General features: G+C 69.3%; 12 protein-coding genes. 4 read left to right on the plus strand and 8 right to left on the minus strand.

Annotated elements, in window-relative coordinates; all coding sequences use genetic code 11:
- Positions 1-134 precede the first annotated feature (134 nt).
- From AB0I04_RS33015 to AB0I04_RS33025, 3 genes are read right to left on the minus strand one after another with little or no spacing between them, the layout of a single operon-like run.
- Positions 135-2,300: a xanthine dehydrogenase family protein molybdopterin-binding subunit gene (locus tag AB0I04_RS33015; RefSeq protein WP_360893358.1), complete on the minus strand. Its 2,166-nt coding sequence runs from the start codon at positions 2,298-2,300 to the stop codon at positions 135-137.
- Positions 2,300-3,250, minus strand: a complete 951-nt coding sequence (locus AB0I04_RS33020; RefSeq protein ID WP_360893361.1) for a xanthine dehydrogenase family protein subunit M — start codon at positions 3,248-3,250, stop codon at positions 2,300-2,302. The genes AB0I04_RS33015 and AB0I04_RS33020 overlap by 1 nt, the downstream gene beginning before the upstream one ends.
- The gene (locus AB0I04_RS33025) at positions 3,237-3,689 is read right to left on the minus strand and encodes a (2Fe-2S)-binding protein (protein ID WP_360893364.1); all 453 of its coding nucleotides are present in this window, start codon (positions 3,687-3,689) and stop codon (positions 3,237-3,239) included. Before AB0I04_RS33025 ends, AB0I04_RS33020 begins: the two co-directional genes overlap by 14 nt.
- Before the next feature lie 285 nt (positions 3,690-3,974).
- Between AB0I04_RS33025 and AB0I04_RS33030 the strand changes: the two genes are divergently transcribed.
- Complete coding sequence (locus AB0I04_RS33030; RefSeq protein ID WP_360893367.1) at positions 3,975-4,550, plus strand: TetR/AcrR family transcriptional regulator; 576 nt, start codon at positions 3,975-3,977, stop codon at positions 4,548-4,550.
- 95 nt (positions 4,551-4,645) lie between these two features.
- Here AB0I04_RS33030 and AB0I04_RS33035 read toward each other — a convergent pair whose 3' ends face one another.
- Positions 4,646-6,139 (minus strand): MFS transporter, encoded by a 1,494-nt coding sequence (locus AB0I04_RS33035; RefSeq protein ID WP_360893370.1) that lies wholly within the window; start codon positions 6,137-6,139, stop codon positions 4,646-4,648.
- Between the two features lie 185 nt (positions 6,140-6,324).
- Here AB0I04_RS33035 and AB0I04_RS33040 point away from each other — a divergent pair, with 185 nt between their 5' ends.
- From AB0I04_RS33040 to AB0I04_RS33050, 3 genes are all read left to right on the plus strand, one after another.
- Positions 6,325-6,696, plus strand: coding sequence for a YciI family protein (locus tag AB0I04_RS33040; RefSeq protein ID WP_360893373.1), 372 nt, complete (start codon positions 6,325-6,327; stop codon positions 6,694-6,696).
- Positions 6,693-7,904 carry a DUF6596 domain-containing protein gene (locus AB0I04_RS33045; protein WP_360893376.1) on the plus strand — a complete coding sequence of 404 codons (1,212 nt, stop codon included), beginning with the start codon at positions 6,693-6,695 and terminating at the stop codon, positions 7,902-7,904. The genes AB0I04_RS33040 and AB0I04_RS33045 overlap by 4 nt, the downstream gene beginning before the upstream one ends.
- 283 nt (positions 7,905-8,187) lie before the next feature.
- Positions 8,188-9,441 (plus strand): HEAT repeat domain-containing protein, encoded by a 1,254-nt coding sequence (locus AB0I04_RS33050; protein ID WP_360893379.1) that lies wholly within the window; start codon positions 8,188-8,190, stop codon positions 9,439-9,441.
- A gap of 450 nt (positions 9,442-9,891) precedes the next feature.
- Here AB0I04_RS33050 and AB0I04_RS33055 read toward each other — a convergent pair whose 3' ends face one another.
- From AB0I04_RS33055 to AB0I04_RS33070, 4 genes are all read right to left on the minus strand, one after another.
- The gene (locus tag AB0I04_RS33055) at positions 9,892-10,137 is read right to left on the minus strand and encodes a hypothetical protein (RefSeq protein WP_360893382.1); all 246 of its coding nucleotides are present in this window, start codon (positions 10,135-10,137) and stop codon (positions 9,892-9,894) included.
- Positions 10,138-10,215: 78 nt separating this feature from the next.
- Entirely contained in the window at positions 10,216-13,368 is a 3,153-nt protein-coding gene (locus AB0I04_RS33060; protein ID WP_360893385.1) for a Tn3 family transposase, read from the minus strand.
- 740 nt (positions 13,369-14,108) lie between these two features.
- Complete coding sequence (locus AB0I04_RS33065; RefSeq protein ID WP_360893388.1) at positions 14,109-15,392, minus strand: FAD-binding oxidoreductase; 1,284 nt, start codon at positions 15,390-15,392, stop codon at positions 14,109-14,111.
- A 14-nt stretch (positions 15,393-15,406) separates the two neighbouring features.
- Positions 15,407-16,087 (minus strand): haloacid dehalogenase type II, encoded by a 681-nt coding sequence (locus AB0I04_RS33070; protein ID WP_360893391.1) that lies wholly within the window; start codon positions 16,085-16,087, stop codon positions 15,407-15,409.
- Positions 16,088-16,091: the final 4 nt, after the last annotated feature.

Consider the following 16,091-nt stretch of genomic DNA (forward strand, 5'->3'; position numbering starts at 1 on the left):
ACGGCCGGTCCCGGCTGTCGGCTGGGGAAGCGCCGTTGCAGCGCCTCCCCAGCCGACAGCCGGGCGTCTAAGTCCTGGGAGCCGACTTCTTCGACAAGCGGACCAACCCCGAACGCCGTAAACAAGCCCACGTCTCAGGGCAGGAGATCCTCGATCATGATGGGGATGTGGCGGACCCGGATGCCGGTGGCGTTGTAGACGGCGTTGGCGACCGCCGCCGCCATGCCCACCGTGCCGATCTCGCCGACGCCCTTGGCCCCGACACTGTTGTGCAGAGTGTCGGGGTACTCCACAAAGTGGACGTCGACCTCGGATATGTCCGCGTTCACCGGGAGCAGGTAGCCGGCGAGGTCGGCGTTGGCCGGCCGGCCGTTCTCCTCGATCTCCAAGCCCTCGTGCAGGGCGGCGGACACGCCCCAGATCATGCCGCCGATGATCTGGCTGCGAGCCGTCTTGGCGTTGATGATCCGGCCGGCGTCGAAGACGCCGAGCATGCGGGACACGCGGGCCTCGCGTGTCCACCTGTGCACCCGGACCTCGCAGAACTGGGCGCCGAAGGAGCTGAACGAGTGCTTCGTCAGCTCTTCGCCGGGCGCCGACGAGCCGATCGCGGAGATCGACGAACGATTCACCGTCCGGAGCAGCTCGCCGAAGGTCATCGCCCGGCCGTCCGCCAGCACGCGGCCGTCCGCGTAGGAGACCTCCAGGCCCTCGAAGGGCGCGCCCGGAGACGACGCCAGGGCGAGCAGCTCGTCGATCACCTGCGCCGCGGCGATCATGATCGCCGAGCCCGCGCTGGCGGTGCCGGTCGAACCGCCCGACATGCCGCCCGGCGGAAAGGCCGAGTCGCCCAGCCGTGGCGTGACCCGGGCCGGTGGGATGTCGAGCGATTCGGCGCCCACCAGGGAGAGCACCGTCAGTAGTCCGGTTCCCGGATCCGCGCCGCTGGTCGCCACCTCGGCCGTGTCGTCGTTCCGCAGGGTGACCTCCACCGAGGCCGGGAACCGGAGGGCGGGGAACATGGCGGTGGCCGTACCGAGGCCGACGAGCCAGTCGCCGTCGGTGTGACCGTGGGGCGTGCGGTGTGCCCAGCCGAACCGGGCCGCGCCGATGCGGAAACACTCCTCGAGATGCTTGCCCGACCACAGCAGGTCCTTGCCCAACGGCGCGGTCGAGTCGTTCTTCATGCGCAGCTCGATCGGGTCCATGTTCAGCGCGACCGCCAGTTCGTCGATGGCGCTCTCCAGCGCGAAGGACCCGGGGGCCTCGCCGGGCGCCCGCATGAACGTGGTCGGGGGAATGTTCAGTGGCACCATCTTCTGGCTGATGGCCAGGTTCTGGGTGGCGTAGTACTCCCTGGTGCTGTGCGAGGTCGGTTCGACGAACGACCGGTCCATCGGCGTAGCGGACCACGAGTCGTGGCGGATCGCGTTCAGCGAGCCGTCTGCGGCCGCGCCGAGGGCGATCTTCTGGATCGTCGCGGCGCGGGTCGCGGTCGCGGTGAAGACCTGTTCCCGGCTCAGTACGACCTTGACCGGCCGGTCGAGGTCCTTGGCCGCCGCCGCCGCGAGAAACGCCGCGACGGACGTGCGGGCTTTGCCGCCGAAGGCACCGCCCACGAACGGGTTGACCGAGTGCACCGACGACGGATCCACATTCAGCGCCTCGGTCAGCTCCATCGCCTGGAGGTTGGCCCCTTGGTTTCCGCTGTAGACCGTGAGTGCGCCGGAGTCCCACACCGCGACCGCCGAGTGCGGCTCCATCGCGGCGTGGTTCTGGGTCGCGGTGGAGTACGTGGCCTCGACCACCACCGGGCTGGCCTCCAGGGCGTCCTCGATGGAGGAGACGCCCGGCGCGAGAATGGCCATGGTCGAGGGCGAACCGTCGCGGCTCGGCGGCGCGTCTTCGGCGGACGGGAGGCCGTCCCGCAACGAGGTCAGGGCCGGACGCTCGTGGTAGGTGACCTCCACGGTCATCGCCGCGTCCCGGGCCTGCTCGTACGTCTCCGCCACCACGAGACCGATGGGCTGACCGTAGTACGTGACCTCCTTGTCCTGCAGGGGAACCCACGTCTCACCGAACAGGGTGTTCGGCGTCCGCAGGTCCAGCGGGTCGAACGGCGAGTACGCGTCGATCACCCCCGGCGCGCTCCTGGCCGCCGTCAGGTCCATCGCGCGGATCTCGCCGTGGGCGATCGTGCTGACCACGATGCAGCCGTGCGCCATGCCGGGAAGGTTGTTGTCGGCTCCGTATTTGGCCTGGCCGGTGACTTTCAGCGGCCCGTCCAGCCGGCTGGGCATCAGCGACTCCCCTCGATCAGCGCACGAACGACGGTCCGTTTCAGCAAGGACACCTTGAATCCGTTGCCGGGCAGCGGCCTGGCCCCTTCGGCCGCGACCGACGCGGCGTCCTCGAAGGCCGCTTCCGTTGCGGGCGCGCCGCGCAGGGCCGCCTCGACCGCGGCCAGCCGCCACGGCCTGGTCGCCACGCCGCCGACGGCCACCCGGGCGTCGGCGACGCGTGAGTCCCGGATGTCCAAGGCGACGGCGGCGGAGCAGAGCGCGAACTCATACGACTGCCGGTCCCGCACCTTCACGTAGGTGGAGCGTCGGGCCCAGTCCAGCCGCGGAACCACGACCTCGGTGATCAGCTCGCCCGGCCGCAGGTCGTTCTCCACCTCCGGCGTCTCACCCGGCAGGCGGTAGAAGTCGGCCAGCCGGACCGTGCGGGTTCCCGAGGCGCTGGCCAGCCGGATCTCCGCGTCCAGGGCGACGAGGGCGACCGCGAGGTCGCTGGCGTGCGTCGCCACGCACGAGTCGCTCGTACCCAGGACGGCGTGCGTCCGGTTGGCCCCCGAGACGGCTGGGCAGCCGCTGCCGGGTTCGCGCTTGTTGCAGGGCATGTTGACGTCGCGGAAGTAGCCGCAGCGGGTGCGCTGAAGCAGGTTGCCTCCGATGCTGGCCATGTTGCGCAGCTGCTGGGAGGCGCTCAGCAGCAGGGCACGGGAGATGGCCGGGTACACGCCGGGATGCCGGGCGACGTCGCTCATCCGCTCCAGCGCTCCGATCCGCAGGCCGTCACTGGTGTCGATGCCTCGCAACGGCAGCGCGTTGATGTCCAGGACATGCCGCGGCGTCACGACGTTGAGCTTCATCAGGTCGACGAGAGTGGTGCCGCCGGCGAGGAAGGTCCCGGTCGAGGCGAGGGCGGCCTCCACGGTCGCGGGCGCCGACAGATCAAACGGTCGCATCGGCTTGCCTCGCCTGGTCGACGGCGGCCGCGATGTTCGGGTACGCCGAGCAGCGACAGATGTTGCCGGACATGAACTCCCGGACATCCTCGATGTCCTGCTCGACCGCTGCGACCGCCGACATGATCTGGCCGGACGTGCAGAACCCGCACTGGAGGGCGTCCTGGTCGACGAACGCCTGCTGGACCGAGTGCAGCCGATCGTCCGTGGCCAGGCCCTCCACCGTCGTCACCGGTGCTTTGACCGTGGCGGCCAGGGTGAGGCAGGAGAGCACGGGCCTGCCGTCGACGTGCACGGTGCAGGCGCCGCACTGTCCGCGGTCGCAGCCCTTCTTCGGGCCGGTGATGCCGAGGCGTTCACGCAACGCGTCCAGCAATGTCACGCCGGGATCGATACTGAGCTGTTCGGTACTGCCATTGATCTCGAGGGAGATGTCCACCGAATCTCTTTCCCGCGAACCACCGCTGGACTTCCGCGTCGGACGGCTCGGCGGTGTGAATGATCACCAGCCGCAGCGCGGTACCGCCCACGTCAGGGGCCCGTCGCCGAACGGAACCGGATATCTATCCGGTACATGCTCTCGAAGCTATCGGATTCTTATCCGCTTTGCAATGATGGATCCGCGCCCCAGGCGGTCCGCGCAATGCGCGCATCGGTCCAAGCCCGTCGGTGCACTACATTTCACGTGGGCAGACCGCGGCACGCTGCCGGGGAGGGACGAACGATGACGACGGGAGCGGTCAATCCCAGGCGCGCGGACACGCGGCGCAACCATGAGCGCATTCTCGCGGCGGCGTTGGAGTCGCTGACGACGTCGGGCGAGATCTCGTTCAACGCCATCGCGAAGAGGGCGGAGGTGGGCGTCGGCACCGTGTACCGGCACTTCCCCACACCGGAGGTGCTCGTCCTGGCCGTCTACCGCCGCGAGGTGCAACACCTGGTCGACGTCGTGCCGACCCTGCTTGAGACGAACACGCCGGAACAGGCCTTCCGTGCGTGGACCGGCCACCTCGCGCGCTACATGATGACCAAGCGAGGTCTGGCCGACGCCCTCCGCACCGCCACGACCTCCCAGGAGGAACTGTTCGCAAAGGCCTACGAGGCCATGGTCAGCGCGGTCTCCACGCTGCTGGAGGCCAACGTCCGCGCCGGATCGGTCCGAGCCGGCGTGGATCCGCCGACCGTGTTGCGCGCGTTGAGCGGCCTGCTGCATCTCAACCCCACAGAAGACTGGCAGAGCCAGTCGGAGGACCTCACCAACCTGCTCTGGAAAGGCATGCGCGCCGACCAAGGCGGATGACGGTAAGTCTCCAGCCAGGAGACTTACCGTCATTGGGCGCGTCCGGCCTCCAGCATCGCGGCATAAGCCCACGACCAACGTTGGTTGACGCGGCACTACGAGCGGGTCGCCTCGTAGTCGGGGAGTGCGGCCGGAATGGTCCGGGTCGCCGAGCGCATGGTCAGGGTCAGTACCGCCAGCCCGGCGAAGATGACCGCGGCGACGACGCCGGTGACGTGCAGGCTCGCGGTGAACGACTCCCGCGCGGTGTGCAGCAGTTCCGTGCCCTGGCCGGCGGGAAGGTGCCGGCTGGCGGCGACCGCGCCGGCCAGCGAGTCGGACGTGCCGTGCATCCGGCTGCGGTAGACCACCGCGGCCACGACACCGAGCAGCCCGAGGCCGAGTGAACTTCCGAAGTAGCTGCCGGTCTCCGACATCGACGCCGCCGAGCCGGCGCGCTCCGGTGCCACGGACCCGAGGACCAACCCGGTGCCCAGCGCGAACAGCGGGCCGGTGCCCAGCGCCAGCACGGCGATGCCGATCATCACCAGCGGCAGGGCGCCCGTACCCCCGACGGCGACCAGCAGCAGGCTGCCCAGTGCCGACAAGACCAGCCCGCCGGCGATCGCGGTCGTCTGCTTCATCCGCCGGGCCAGCACCGGCGCGGTCATGGTGCCGACCGCCATGCCCAGGCCCATCGGCGCGAACAGCATCGCCGACGCGAACGGCGAGTAGCCCAGCACGCTTTGCAGGTACTGGGTCACCAGCAGGCCGGTGCCGGCCAGGGCGAGGCCGGCGAAGACCAGCGCCACGATGACGGCCGTGAACGGGCGGTTGCGGAACAGCCGCAGGTCCAGCAGCGGCGTCTCCAGCCGCAACTGCCGGCGTACGAACAGGTATCCGATGGCCGCACCGACGACGAGGGCCACCGCCGGCACGACTCCCACGCCCTCGACGGTCAGCTGCTTGATGCCGTAGACCATCAAGAGCACCGCCACCAGCGACAGCCCGACACTGGCCGGGTCCAGCCTTCCGGCCTGGCCGCCGCGGAACTCCGGCAGCAGGACCGGCCCGGCGAGCACCAGCAGCACCATCACCGGCACGGCGGCCAGGAACACCGATCCCCACCAGAAGTACTGGAGCAGGAATCCGGCGAGTACAGGGCCGAGCGCGCCGCCGGTGAACTGGCAGGTCGCCCAGATCGCGATGGCCTTCCCGCGCTGCTGTTCGTCGCGGAACATGTTGGTGAGCAGGGCAAGAGTGGACGGCGCCAGGGTCGCGCCGGCGACGCCGAGCAGCGCGCGCACGACGATCAGCATCAGCGGGTCGACCGCGAAGGCGGCCACGACCGACAGCACCGCGAACGCCGCCGCGCCGACGATCAGCAGCCGCCGACGCCCGATCCGGTCGCCGAGTGTGCCCATCGTGATGACCATGCCGGCCACCAGGAATCCGTAGCCGTCACTGATCCACAGCTGCTGAACGTTGGTGGCACCCAGGTCGGCGCTCAGCCGTGGGAGCGCGAGGAGCAGCGCTGTGATGTCCATCGCGACGAGGAATGTCGGCAGCATGAGGAGGGCCGCTCCCAGCCACGTCCGGTTGACTCGCATATCCTAAAACTCCCTGTTCTCTCGACGTTTCGCCGGTTGGTCGGAGTAGCCGGCGGCTTCTTGACATCGGCACGGGGGAGAATTCACGGAAAAGTTCTGGCGGGGGATGTCAAGACGACGGCGGTGGCTCCGACCAACCGGTCGAAGGGCCCGACCGGGGCTCGCGAACCACGAGGGAGTACGCGATGAAGTTCCTGATCAGCATGCACATCAACCCGGCCGTCATGGACGCGCTGACCGACGAGGAGAAGGCGGCGATCGGCGACGGCCACGGCAGGTTCCTCGAAGCGCTGAAGGAGTCCGGTGAGCTGATCACCACCCAGGCGCTCGTCGACCCGTCACAGGCCGCCGTGGTGTCCGTACGCAACGGCCAGCCGGTCGTGACCGACGGTCCCTTCCTGGAGGCCAAGGAGTACCTGGGCGGCTTCTACCTGATCGACTGCGAGAACAAGGAGCGGGCGATCGAGCTGGCGGCGCAGATCCCGGACACCGCGATCGAGGGTCTGGGGGTCGAGGTGCGGCAGGTGATGTTCGCTGACGGACAATTGGAAGCATGACCGCACCAGCTATCGAGGACCTGCTGCGTGAGCTCACGCCGCAGGTCCTCGGCGTCTTGGTACGCCGGCACGGCCAGTTCGAAGGGTGTGAGGACGCCGTGCAGGAGGCCGTCCTCGCCGCCACCGTGCAGTGGCCGGCCGAGGGAGTGCCGCACACCCCACGCGGCTGGCTGGTGACCGTCGCGTCCCGGCGGCTCATCGACCAGATGCGCAGTGACCACGCACGCCGCGAGCGGGAGTCGGCGACGGCCACCGAGGTGGTGCCGGAGGACGTACCGGACACCGACGACACGCTCGTCCTGCTGTTCCTGTGCTGCCATCCGACGCTGACTGCGGCCTCCCAGACCGCCCTGACGCTGCGGGCGGTCGGCGGCCTGACCACTGCCGAGATCGCCCGCGCGTTCCTGGTGCCGGAGGCCACGATGGCGGCCAGGATCAGCCGGGCCAAACAGCGCATCAAGGCCGCCGGCAGCTCGTTCAGCCTGCCGGACGGCGCGGAACGCGAGGAGCGGCTACAGGTCGTCCTGCACGTGCTCTACCTGATCTTCAACGAGGGCTACGCCGCCTCCTCGGGCAGTGCGCTGCATCGGCCCGACCTCGCGCGCGAGGCGATCCGGCTGGTCAGGATGGTGCACGCGCAGCTGCCCGAGGATGGCGAGGTGACCGGGCTGCTCGCGCTGATGCTGCTGACCCACGCCCGCCGGGAGGCACGCACAACGGCGGCGGGCGACCTGGTGCCGCTGGACGAGCAGGACCGTACGGAGTGGGACCGCGGGCTGATCGACGAGGGTGTCGAGCTGGTGAAGGCGTCGCTGGCCGGACCGGAGCTGGGGCCCTACCAGCTGCAGGCCGCCATCGCCGCGACGCATGCCGACGCGGCCACGGCCGAGGAGACCAACTGGCGGCAGGTGCACGCCCTCTACCTGATCCTGGAACGGATCACGCCCAACCCGATGGTCACTCTCAACCGGGCGGTCGCGCTCGCCGAGACCGAGGGCCCGCCGGCCGGGCTGGCCCTGCTGTCCACCTTGGACGATGACGAGCGGATGGCCGGGCACCACCGGCTGCTGTCCGTACGGGCGCATCTGCTGGAAAAGACCGGCGATGTGGCCGGGGCGTACGAGCACTACCGGCACGCCGCGAAGGCCACCGCCAGCCTCGCCGAGCAACGCTACCTGGAATCCCGCGCCGGCCGGGTCAGACCGTAGATTCCAATCGAGGCCACCCAACGCGGAATCCGACGGCCCCCGCCGTACCAGAGGCCCCGGTCGCGGTCATCGTCCCTTCTCGCCGTGCTCGTCGACGGCGGCACGGCGGAGCGCGTCCAGGCCCTCCGCTCGGGTCCGTGCGCAGGGCGTCTAGATCCGTCGGCCTAGCGCTGGGGAAGGCCGGGCGCGGTTACGCACCTCGCCTTGTCCACCGTCCGGGGGTGTGCCAGGGTATGGGTCGTCCGCATCGCAGGTGATGCGTCCCCGAGAATTGAAGTGATACGTGGACAGGCGTCTGCGTCGGATCGCCGCCAAACTGGCGATCGCTCCCCACCTGCCCGGACGATCGCATTCGTTCGGCGAAGAACAACACCGTTTCCGACTGGGCCCGCCTTTGACGGCGGCCGCGGTCCGCCGGTTTGAGACCGAGCACCAGATCGCGCTTCCGCGTGGATACCGCGACTTTTTGATGATGCTCGGGCACGGTGGCGCCGGACCTTACTACGGGTTGCTGCCCCTGGGCAGTTGGCGGTACTCGGTCCGTGGCGATCTGCCATCTGGGCACCTGGCCCGGCCGTTCCCGCTCTCCCCCGGGACCAGTCCGGGGCCGCAGTGGTGGCGGCACGTGGGCACCCCGGACGAGCCATTCACCGGCGCGATCCCGCTGGTCCATCAAGGGTGCACCTATGCGAGCCTGCTGGTCGTGACCGGCTCGGCCCGTGGCCGCGTCGTCGACATCGACCTGGACCTGCAGCCACCGTTCTTCCCTGGCGATGCCGACTTCCTCGACTGGTATGAACGCTGGCTCACCGAAATCATCGACGGGGTCGACAGTACGGAGTGGGGGTTCAGCACCTCGCTGCCGGGCACCCAAGCTCAGCTCACCGCCGTACTACACGATCACCTCGACCCGCTCCAGCGCGCCCGTGCAGCGCAGACGCTGGGCCGCCATCCCGGCCTGACGCCACCCGCCCGAGCCGCGCTTGTGCACGCCGTCCACGTCGACGATGACCCCCAGGTCAGGTCGAAGGCGCTGTGGGCGCTGACCAATCCGCTGCTCGACCGGGATCGGCCCGTCGTGGAACACGCACTGGACGACATCGATCCGAAGGTCCGGGCTCTTGCCGTGCGGCGGTTGGACCGGCGAGGAGAGCATTGGCATCCGCGCATCCGGCAGGCTTTGCGGGACCTCGACGCCGAGGTCAGGCAGGCGGCGATCGCCGCCTTGCGGCATTCGGAGCTGCTGACCGAAAGTGATGTGCTGCCACTGCTGGACGACCCATCGGGGCCGGTGCGCGCGGACGCCATCGTGACATTGAGCGCACTGGGTTCACCGCACTTTGCGGCTGCAGCCCGAGCCGCATTGGACGATCCGCACGGCGCCGTCCGATATTGCGGCCTCACCCGTCTCCGTCGCGCCCGGCTCCTTACCTCAGAGGATCTGGCCAAGGTCATCGACGATCCCGATCCCTGCATCCGCGACCACGCAAAACGGTTTCAGGGCAGTACGCCGCCAGTGAGGCTTCACAGCGAATAACTGACATGGCCTGTGCGATGACCCACAGCAAAGATGCCCGAACGGCCATGTATCACTTCTGCTGGACACGCGGCCACCGAGCACATCCACCCCACTTCGCCCCCGAACTTCGCCGATTCTTCGCGGCCTGACCTCGAGACGAGCACCCGTACCCGGCCCCGGGGAACAACGGAACAGCGGTTGGCGCTAAGCGATTGATCTTGCTGGTACTCGGCCTCGGTGGGCTGGAGGACCTGGTCTTGGAGGCGCTGTCCCCGGTTCGCGATCACTGGAGCGCGCTGTTTGATCTCGCTCGGGCAAAGGATCGTTTTCGAGACGGTCGCCGGAAACCCCTGCACTGTCGATGTCCGAAGTCGACTGCACGGATGCCCGTAGTCCTCTGCACGCCGACTCGTTGCCGGGTCAAGCGATCTAGCAGGGGCAGGACGGGTTCCCTCGATGCGCCGGCAATCAACGAGGCGCCTTCCAGATGAAGTGATGTGCTTCGGTCTCACTGCCGCTTGCGGTGCTGCGCGTGGTCGAGGTCGTGGTCACGAGTTCCCATCCCGCGTTGGCCATCTCGGAGAAGTGGGCATTGGCTGCGTCATCGAACTCCTGCAAATAGTTGACGTACTCCGCCTGGGTGCGCTTTCCCACACGCACGGTCCGGGTTCGCTGTATCAAGATGGTCGTTTGCCGGTACTGCCATCCGCTCATCGTCGAAGCGTATCGGGGTCGAAGCTGGCTGTTTCGGTAACGTTCGTTACCGAGACGCGTGAGGGGGATCGTCTGGGGCTACACCCCGTCCTCGCCCACCCACTCGTCGCCGTCGGACAGGTTGGGGACATCGCCGAGCTGGCGCAGGCCGGCGGCGGGTGTGGAGGCGGCGATGGCGTAGCGGCCCAGGCAGTTGAGGTGGGCGTGGCCGAGTGGGGACAGCCGGGTGGCGTCGGTGTCGGAGACCGGGACCCCTTGGGCGCGCAGTTGGTCGACGGCGGCCGACAGGTACGTGGAGTTCCACAGCGCGGCGTTGACGACCAGCCCCAGCGCGGCCAGTTGGTCTTCTTGGCCTTCGCGGTAGGCCTGGCGGATCTGCCCGTTGCCGCCGTGGCAGATCCGGCGGGCGAGCCGGTGCCGGGACTCCTGCACCGTGAGCTGCTTGTTGAGCTTGCGGCGGTAGGTGTCATCGATCGGGTCCAGGATGGACAGCAGGTGCAGCGTCTTGTCGATCCGCCCGTACTCGGCGAACGCCTGCCCGAGCGGCGTCGGGCGCCCGCCTCGGGCGAACATGCGCAGCAGGTCATAGGCGCGGACCTGGTTCGTGACCAAGGATCCGGCGACCCGGGTCATGTCCGACCACTGGGTGTGGATCTTGTGCCGGTTGATCTTGTTGCGGGCGATCGCTTCCAGCGGGCCGTACTCCGGCGCCGTCCCGTCGGGCAGGTCGGCGCGCCAGAACCGTTGATCGCCGAGGTCGGCGAAGCGGGGCGCGAACCGGTAGCCGAGCATGGAGAAGATCCCGAACACCATGTCCGAATCCGAGGCCTGGTCGGTGGTGACGACCTCGGGTCGCGGCCCGGCGTCGATGTTGATCAGCGTGTCGAGGATGTACAGCGAGTCGCGCGGGGTGCCCGGCACGACCATCTGCCCGATCCCCATCACCTGGTCGTTCACGGCGTTCAGGAGCGTGAGGCCGCGTTTGTAGCCGAAGTACTTCGGCGAGGGGGCGGCGTTGATCGTCTGGACGGGGACGACGAACCGCAGCCCGTCGACCGAGGCGAGCAGCCCGCCGCCCCACAACGCGACGATCGGCACGCTCCGCTGGGCCTCGATCAGGATCGCGTTCGCCGCGGCGTGGGTCTCGGCGCGCACGTAGTTCTGATCGACGTGGGACAGGCGGCCGCGGGTCAGCGCCTCGTCCCCGTCCTTGATCACCGGGGTGAGGCCGACGTTGCAGGCTTCGGCGACCAGCAGGGCCACCAGCGATCGCGGCAGATCCGGCATGCGGGTGGAAACCTCGGCCAGGTGCACGTAGGCGTCCAGGAACCCGGTCCAGGAATGCACCTCCAACAGCAGCTCGGGCAGGTCGATGCGCGGCAGCATCGCCTGGCACGCCGCGCGCAGCCACTTCAGCGACGCGCTCTCGCCGAGCGCGCCGAGCTTCTCCACCGACAACCGGGCGTGCCCGTCGCTGGGGGTGACCACCCGGACCAGGGCATCGTCGCCGGCTTCGGCGAGGCGGCCGGCCATCTGCTTCCACGCCGCGTCCAGCGCCAAGATCTTGGCGTCCAGGTGAGCCTGGACCGGGTCGGTGAGCGACAGCGACGCGAGCACGTCCTCGCTGATCGCCTCCCACGCTTTGCCGTCCAGCAGGTGCGCGCGCGGGTCGGCCCACCGCAGCGACGGGGAGGCGAACACGTCCCGGACCTGCAGCGCCCGATAGAGGGCCTCCAGGACGCACACCACATACGCGTCGCGATCGACCGCGCCCTTCGGCAGGTCGGGGCTGGCGAACACCGGCCGTTTCCACGCCGCGCTCACCAGCGAGGTGTCGATCTCTTTCGGGACGAGGGGCTTGCGGGACACCTGCCGGCGCGCCAGCTCCGGCAGGCGCCGCACGGCGGCCAGGACCTTGCGGCCGCCGGCCGCCGCTGACAGGGCCTTTGATTCACCGAGGAGCTTGAGGAACGGCCGGACGGTGTTGTACTTGTCCACCAAAGCAGCGCGCAGCGCCGCCTCGGCGGCGCCATCGTCGGCCGGGACGAGCTCCTCGACCTGTTCCAGCGCGGCCAGGACCTGTTCCTTGGTCGCCCCGGCCTGGTCGGCGACCGCCGTCCACAACGCGGCCGGGTCCAGGTCGGCGTTCGTCTCGGCGACCAGATCCAGCTGCTCCACCAAGACCCGGCCCGCCCGCGTCAGCAGCTTGGAGGCCTTCTCCAGCCTCGGCAGCATCGCCAACCGGTCGCCCGAGGACTTGCGGCGCGCCGGAGAGATCAACCTGGTGGCCATCAGCAGCGCGAACAGGTCCAGCGCGTCGTCGATCGCCTCAGCCTCCAGCGACCGGGTCACCGCCAGCAGCGTCGCGGTCTTGCGCGGCTCCTCCAGCCTGGCCAGCAGCGGCGCCTTGCTGCCCGCTCCGTACTTGGCCAGAGTCTTCATCCGCCGGACCGGCACCTTGCCGACCTGGACCCGCCCCAGCCGGAACCGGGCGATGTCATCCACCCGCTGCAACGCCCGCACCATCTCCGGACCCGACTGCCGCTTCGGCGAGCGCCGCAGCCGCTCCAGCTCCGACACCTGCGCGCCCGCAGGAACCTCCAGCAACCCCGACAACGCCTGCGGCAGGGCCGGATCGGCGCGTTCCACCTGACGCGCCACCGTCGCGTACAGGCGCTCATCCGCCTGCTCCCGCACCGACGCCACCAGGCGTTCCAGCACCGTCACCCCGGGCAGCAGCACCCGATGCCGCCGCAGCCACGCCACCGACTGATCGAACAGCGCCGTCGGCCCCTCCGCATGCGTCCACGCCCGCCCATGCAGGAACGTCAAGAACCGCTTCGAGGCCACCCGGCCCTCCCACGAGTCCCGATCGCCGAACACACGGAACCCGTAAGCGTCCCGGATCATCCACGCGTGGTCGTACGCCGTCTGCGGACGCACGGTGTACTTCTTCACCTGCGAGGGATCCCCGATCCCCAGCTGCTCGGCCAGGTAGTCCACCACCGGCCACGGCACCGCCAAAGGGTCCTCCAGGAACAGGCCCTTGTACCGGACCGTCCCGATCTGGATCGCCACGCCCAGACGATGCGAATCCTGACGCGACCGCGCGATCACATCCCGATCGAACGCGTCCAGGAAGAAGAACTTCTCCAGATCCGACAGCGACGGCAACTCCTCGAACGCCGAATAAGCCCTGACCTGGTCATCAGACAAAAACCCCACAGGCATGAACGACGACGGTAGACACGCCGCCTATCACCCAGTAACAACCAGATAGATGCCAGATGTCCGATTCCTTGCCGGAAATGATCAACCCCAACTCACCCCAGAAACACAAGATCATTCTCAGCGATAACGGCTGTTCCTGGGTTCCCCAACCCCGGAGGTGGCTAAAGATCCCGCCCGCCCCGGCCCACAGGACCGCAGCGGAACAGGACCGGAATCGACGGTGAGCGGTGCGGCCGGCGGAATGCCGCAGGCACCCGGAGGGCGAAGTTCTGCCGGCGGCACTGCGCCCCAGATCGCAAACTGGCGGCGGTGCGGGGTGACGGCGACGGGCAGGCTCCGCGCGGGCGGTCATGCGAACAGCGGGCGGTCCGCCTCTCGGCTCGGGCGCGAACGGCCCCCAGGCCGCACGCGCAAGCCCGAAGCCGAGGAGCGGACCGGGCGGCGGGAGCGCCGCCGCCCGCCCCGGATCTCCTGAGCGATCCTGACCTGTCCGACTCGGAACGCCTGCCATGCTTGCGGCTCGGTAGGCGCTGATGCCGCTCAGGCGGCCTGTCCCCTTCGTTGGTCTGCGCACCAGCCGACCGGCGTCGGCCTCGCCGGAGCGGAGTCCGAACGGAGCCATAGGCGAGGTGCCGAGTTGGCCGCACGCGCCGCGGCCCCCGAAGGCAGGCCCTCGACGCGCGGAGCCCCGGCCGGCGCGACCCGAAAGGGCGCCGGCCGGGAGCCGGGACCGGCCGTGGTCAGCGCAGCCGGTCCTTGGCCTTGTAGTAGGCCCCGGCGAACGGCAGGAACCAGGCGGTGCCGTTGTAGAAGGGCACCGGGACCTTCGGGAAGCCCAGACCGCGCAGCGGGTTGGCGTCCGGATGGCCGTCCATGACCTCGGCCATGGCCCGCCCCATGTACGTCGCCATCTGCACGCCGTGGCCGCAGTAGCCCATCGAGTAGTACACGCCGTCGATCTCGCCGGCGTGCGGGATGCGGTCGTAGCTGAACCCGACGCTGCCGCCCCAGACGTAGTCGATCCGGACGTCGGCCAGCTGCGGGAAGATCTCGGCCATCTCCCGCTTCAGCACCTGCCCGCTCTTGCGGTCCGAAGCCGGGTCCGACGGGGCGAACCGGGCCCGCCCGCCGAACGCCAGCCGATTGTCGGGGGTCAGCCGGATGTAATGCCCGATGTTCTTGGAATCGACGACCAGCCGGGCCCGCGGGATGACCTCACCGGCGAGCTCCTCCCCCAGCGGCTCGGTGACGATGATGAAGCTGCCGACGCAGATCAGCCGCTGCCGGAACCACGGCATGGACCGGTCGGTGTAGGCGTCGGTGGCGGCCATGACCTGCCGGGCGCGGATCGTGCCGTGCAGGGTCTCCACGAGGAACCGGCCGTCCGGGGCGCGGGTCACGGCGGTCGCCGCGTTGCGCTCGCGGATCACCGCTCCGGCGCGTTCAGCGGCGGCGGCCATGCCGTGGACGTACTTGCCCACGTGCAGGCCGGCGCTGAGCGGGTCCAGCAGGGCGCCGTGGTAGTAGTCCGAGCCGAGCTCCGACCGCAGCTCGGTCCGGTCGAGCAGCGTGGTCCGATGATCGAAGTCGGCGGCCAGGACGCGCTGCTGTTCCTTCATCGCGGCGAAGTGCTCGGGCTTGAACGCCACGCCGAGCCGGCCGGACCGCTTGAAATCGCAGTCGATCTGCTCGTCGACGGTCAGCTTCTCGACGACGTCGACGGCCTCGCGGAAGGCGCCGTAGAGTTCGCGGGCGCGTTCTTGCCCGTAGCGTTTGCGGGCCTCGCCGACGCCGATGGTGATGCCCTGGGTGCACATGCTGCCGTTGCGGCCGGAGGCGCCCGACCCGACCTTGTCCTTCTCGACGAGGACGACGTCGGCGCCCTTGCGGGCGGTGTGCAGCGCGGTGGACAGGCCGGTGAGGCCGCCGCCGATCACGACGACGTCCGCCTCGTCGGGCAGGTCCCCACCGGACCGGTCGGGGAACGGCGGGGCGGTGTCGAGCCAGTAGGGGATCTGCTTCATGCGGGTCTCCGGGGTCAGCAGCCGAGCAGGGCGGGCAGGCCGGACAGGTCGGGCAGTTCGTCGTAGGGCCGGTAGTCGGCGCTGCCCGGGCGCCCGTACCGGTTGATCCACACCCGGCGGTGCAGCCCCAGGTCACGGGTGGGGATCAGGTCGTACTCCCAGCCCTGCGCGACGTGGATGACCGAGGACGGCTCGACGCCCATGGTCTCGTGGGCGTACTCGAAGGTCTCCCGTGAGGGCTTGTAGGCCTTGGCCTGCTCGGCGGTGATGACGTGGTCGAACTCCACGCCGATGTTGGCGACGTTGTGCTTGATGAGGTCGTCGTCGGTGTTGGAGATGATCGCGATCTCGTACCGGCTCTTGAGGGCCCGCAGCGCGTCCGGCACCTCGGGGAAAGGCCCGAACGTCGGGACCGCCGCGACGAGGGCCTCGCCGTCGGAGGGACGGTAGTCCAGGCCGTGCAGGCGCATCGCCTTCTCCATGCTGGAGTGCAGCACCTCGTCGTAGGGGCGGTAGGCCTCCAGGACGGCCTGGAACCGCATGACGCGGAAGTCGTCGAGGAACTCCTCGACGTTCAGCCCGTCCAGGTCGAGCCGGTCCGCGAGCACCTTCAGGGTGGTCGGTCCGAGCTGGAAGTCGATCAGGGTGCCGTAGGCGTCGAAGGTGACGATCTGCCGCATGTTCTCCAACCTCATGGTC

Origin of the sequence: Actinoallomurus sp. NPDC050550 (genome assembly GCF_040655075.1) — a bacterium.
GTDB lineage: Bacteria > Actinomycetota > Actinomycetes > Streptosporangiales > Streptosporangiaceae > Actinoallomurus.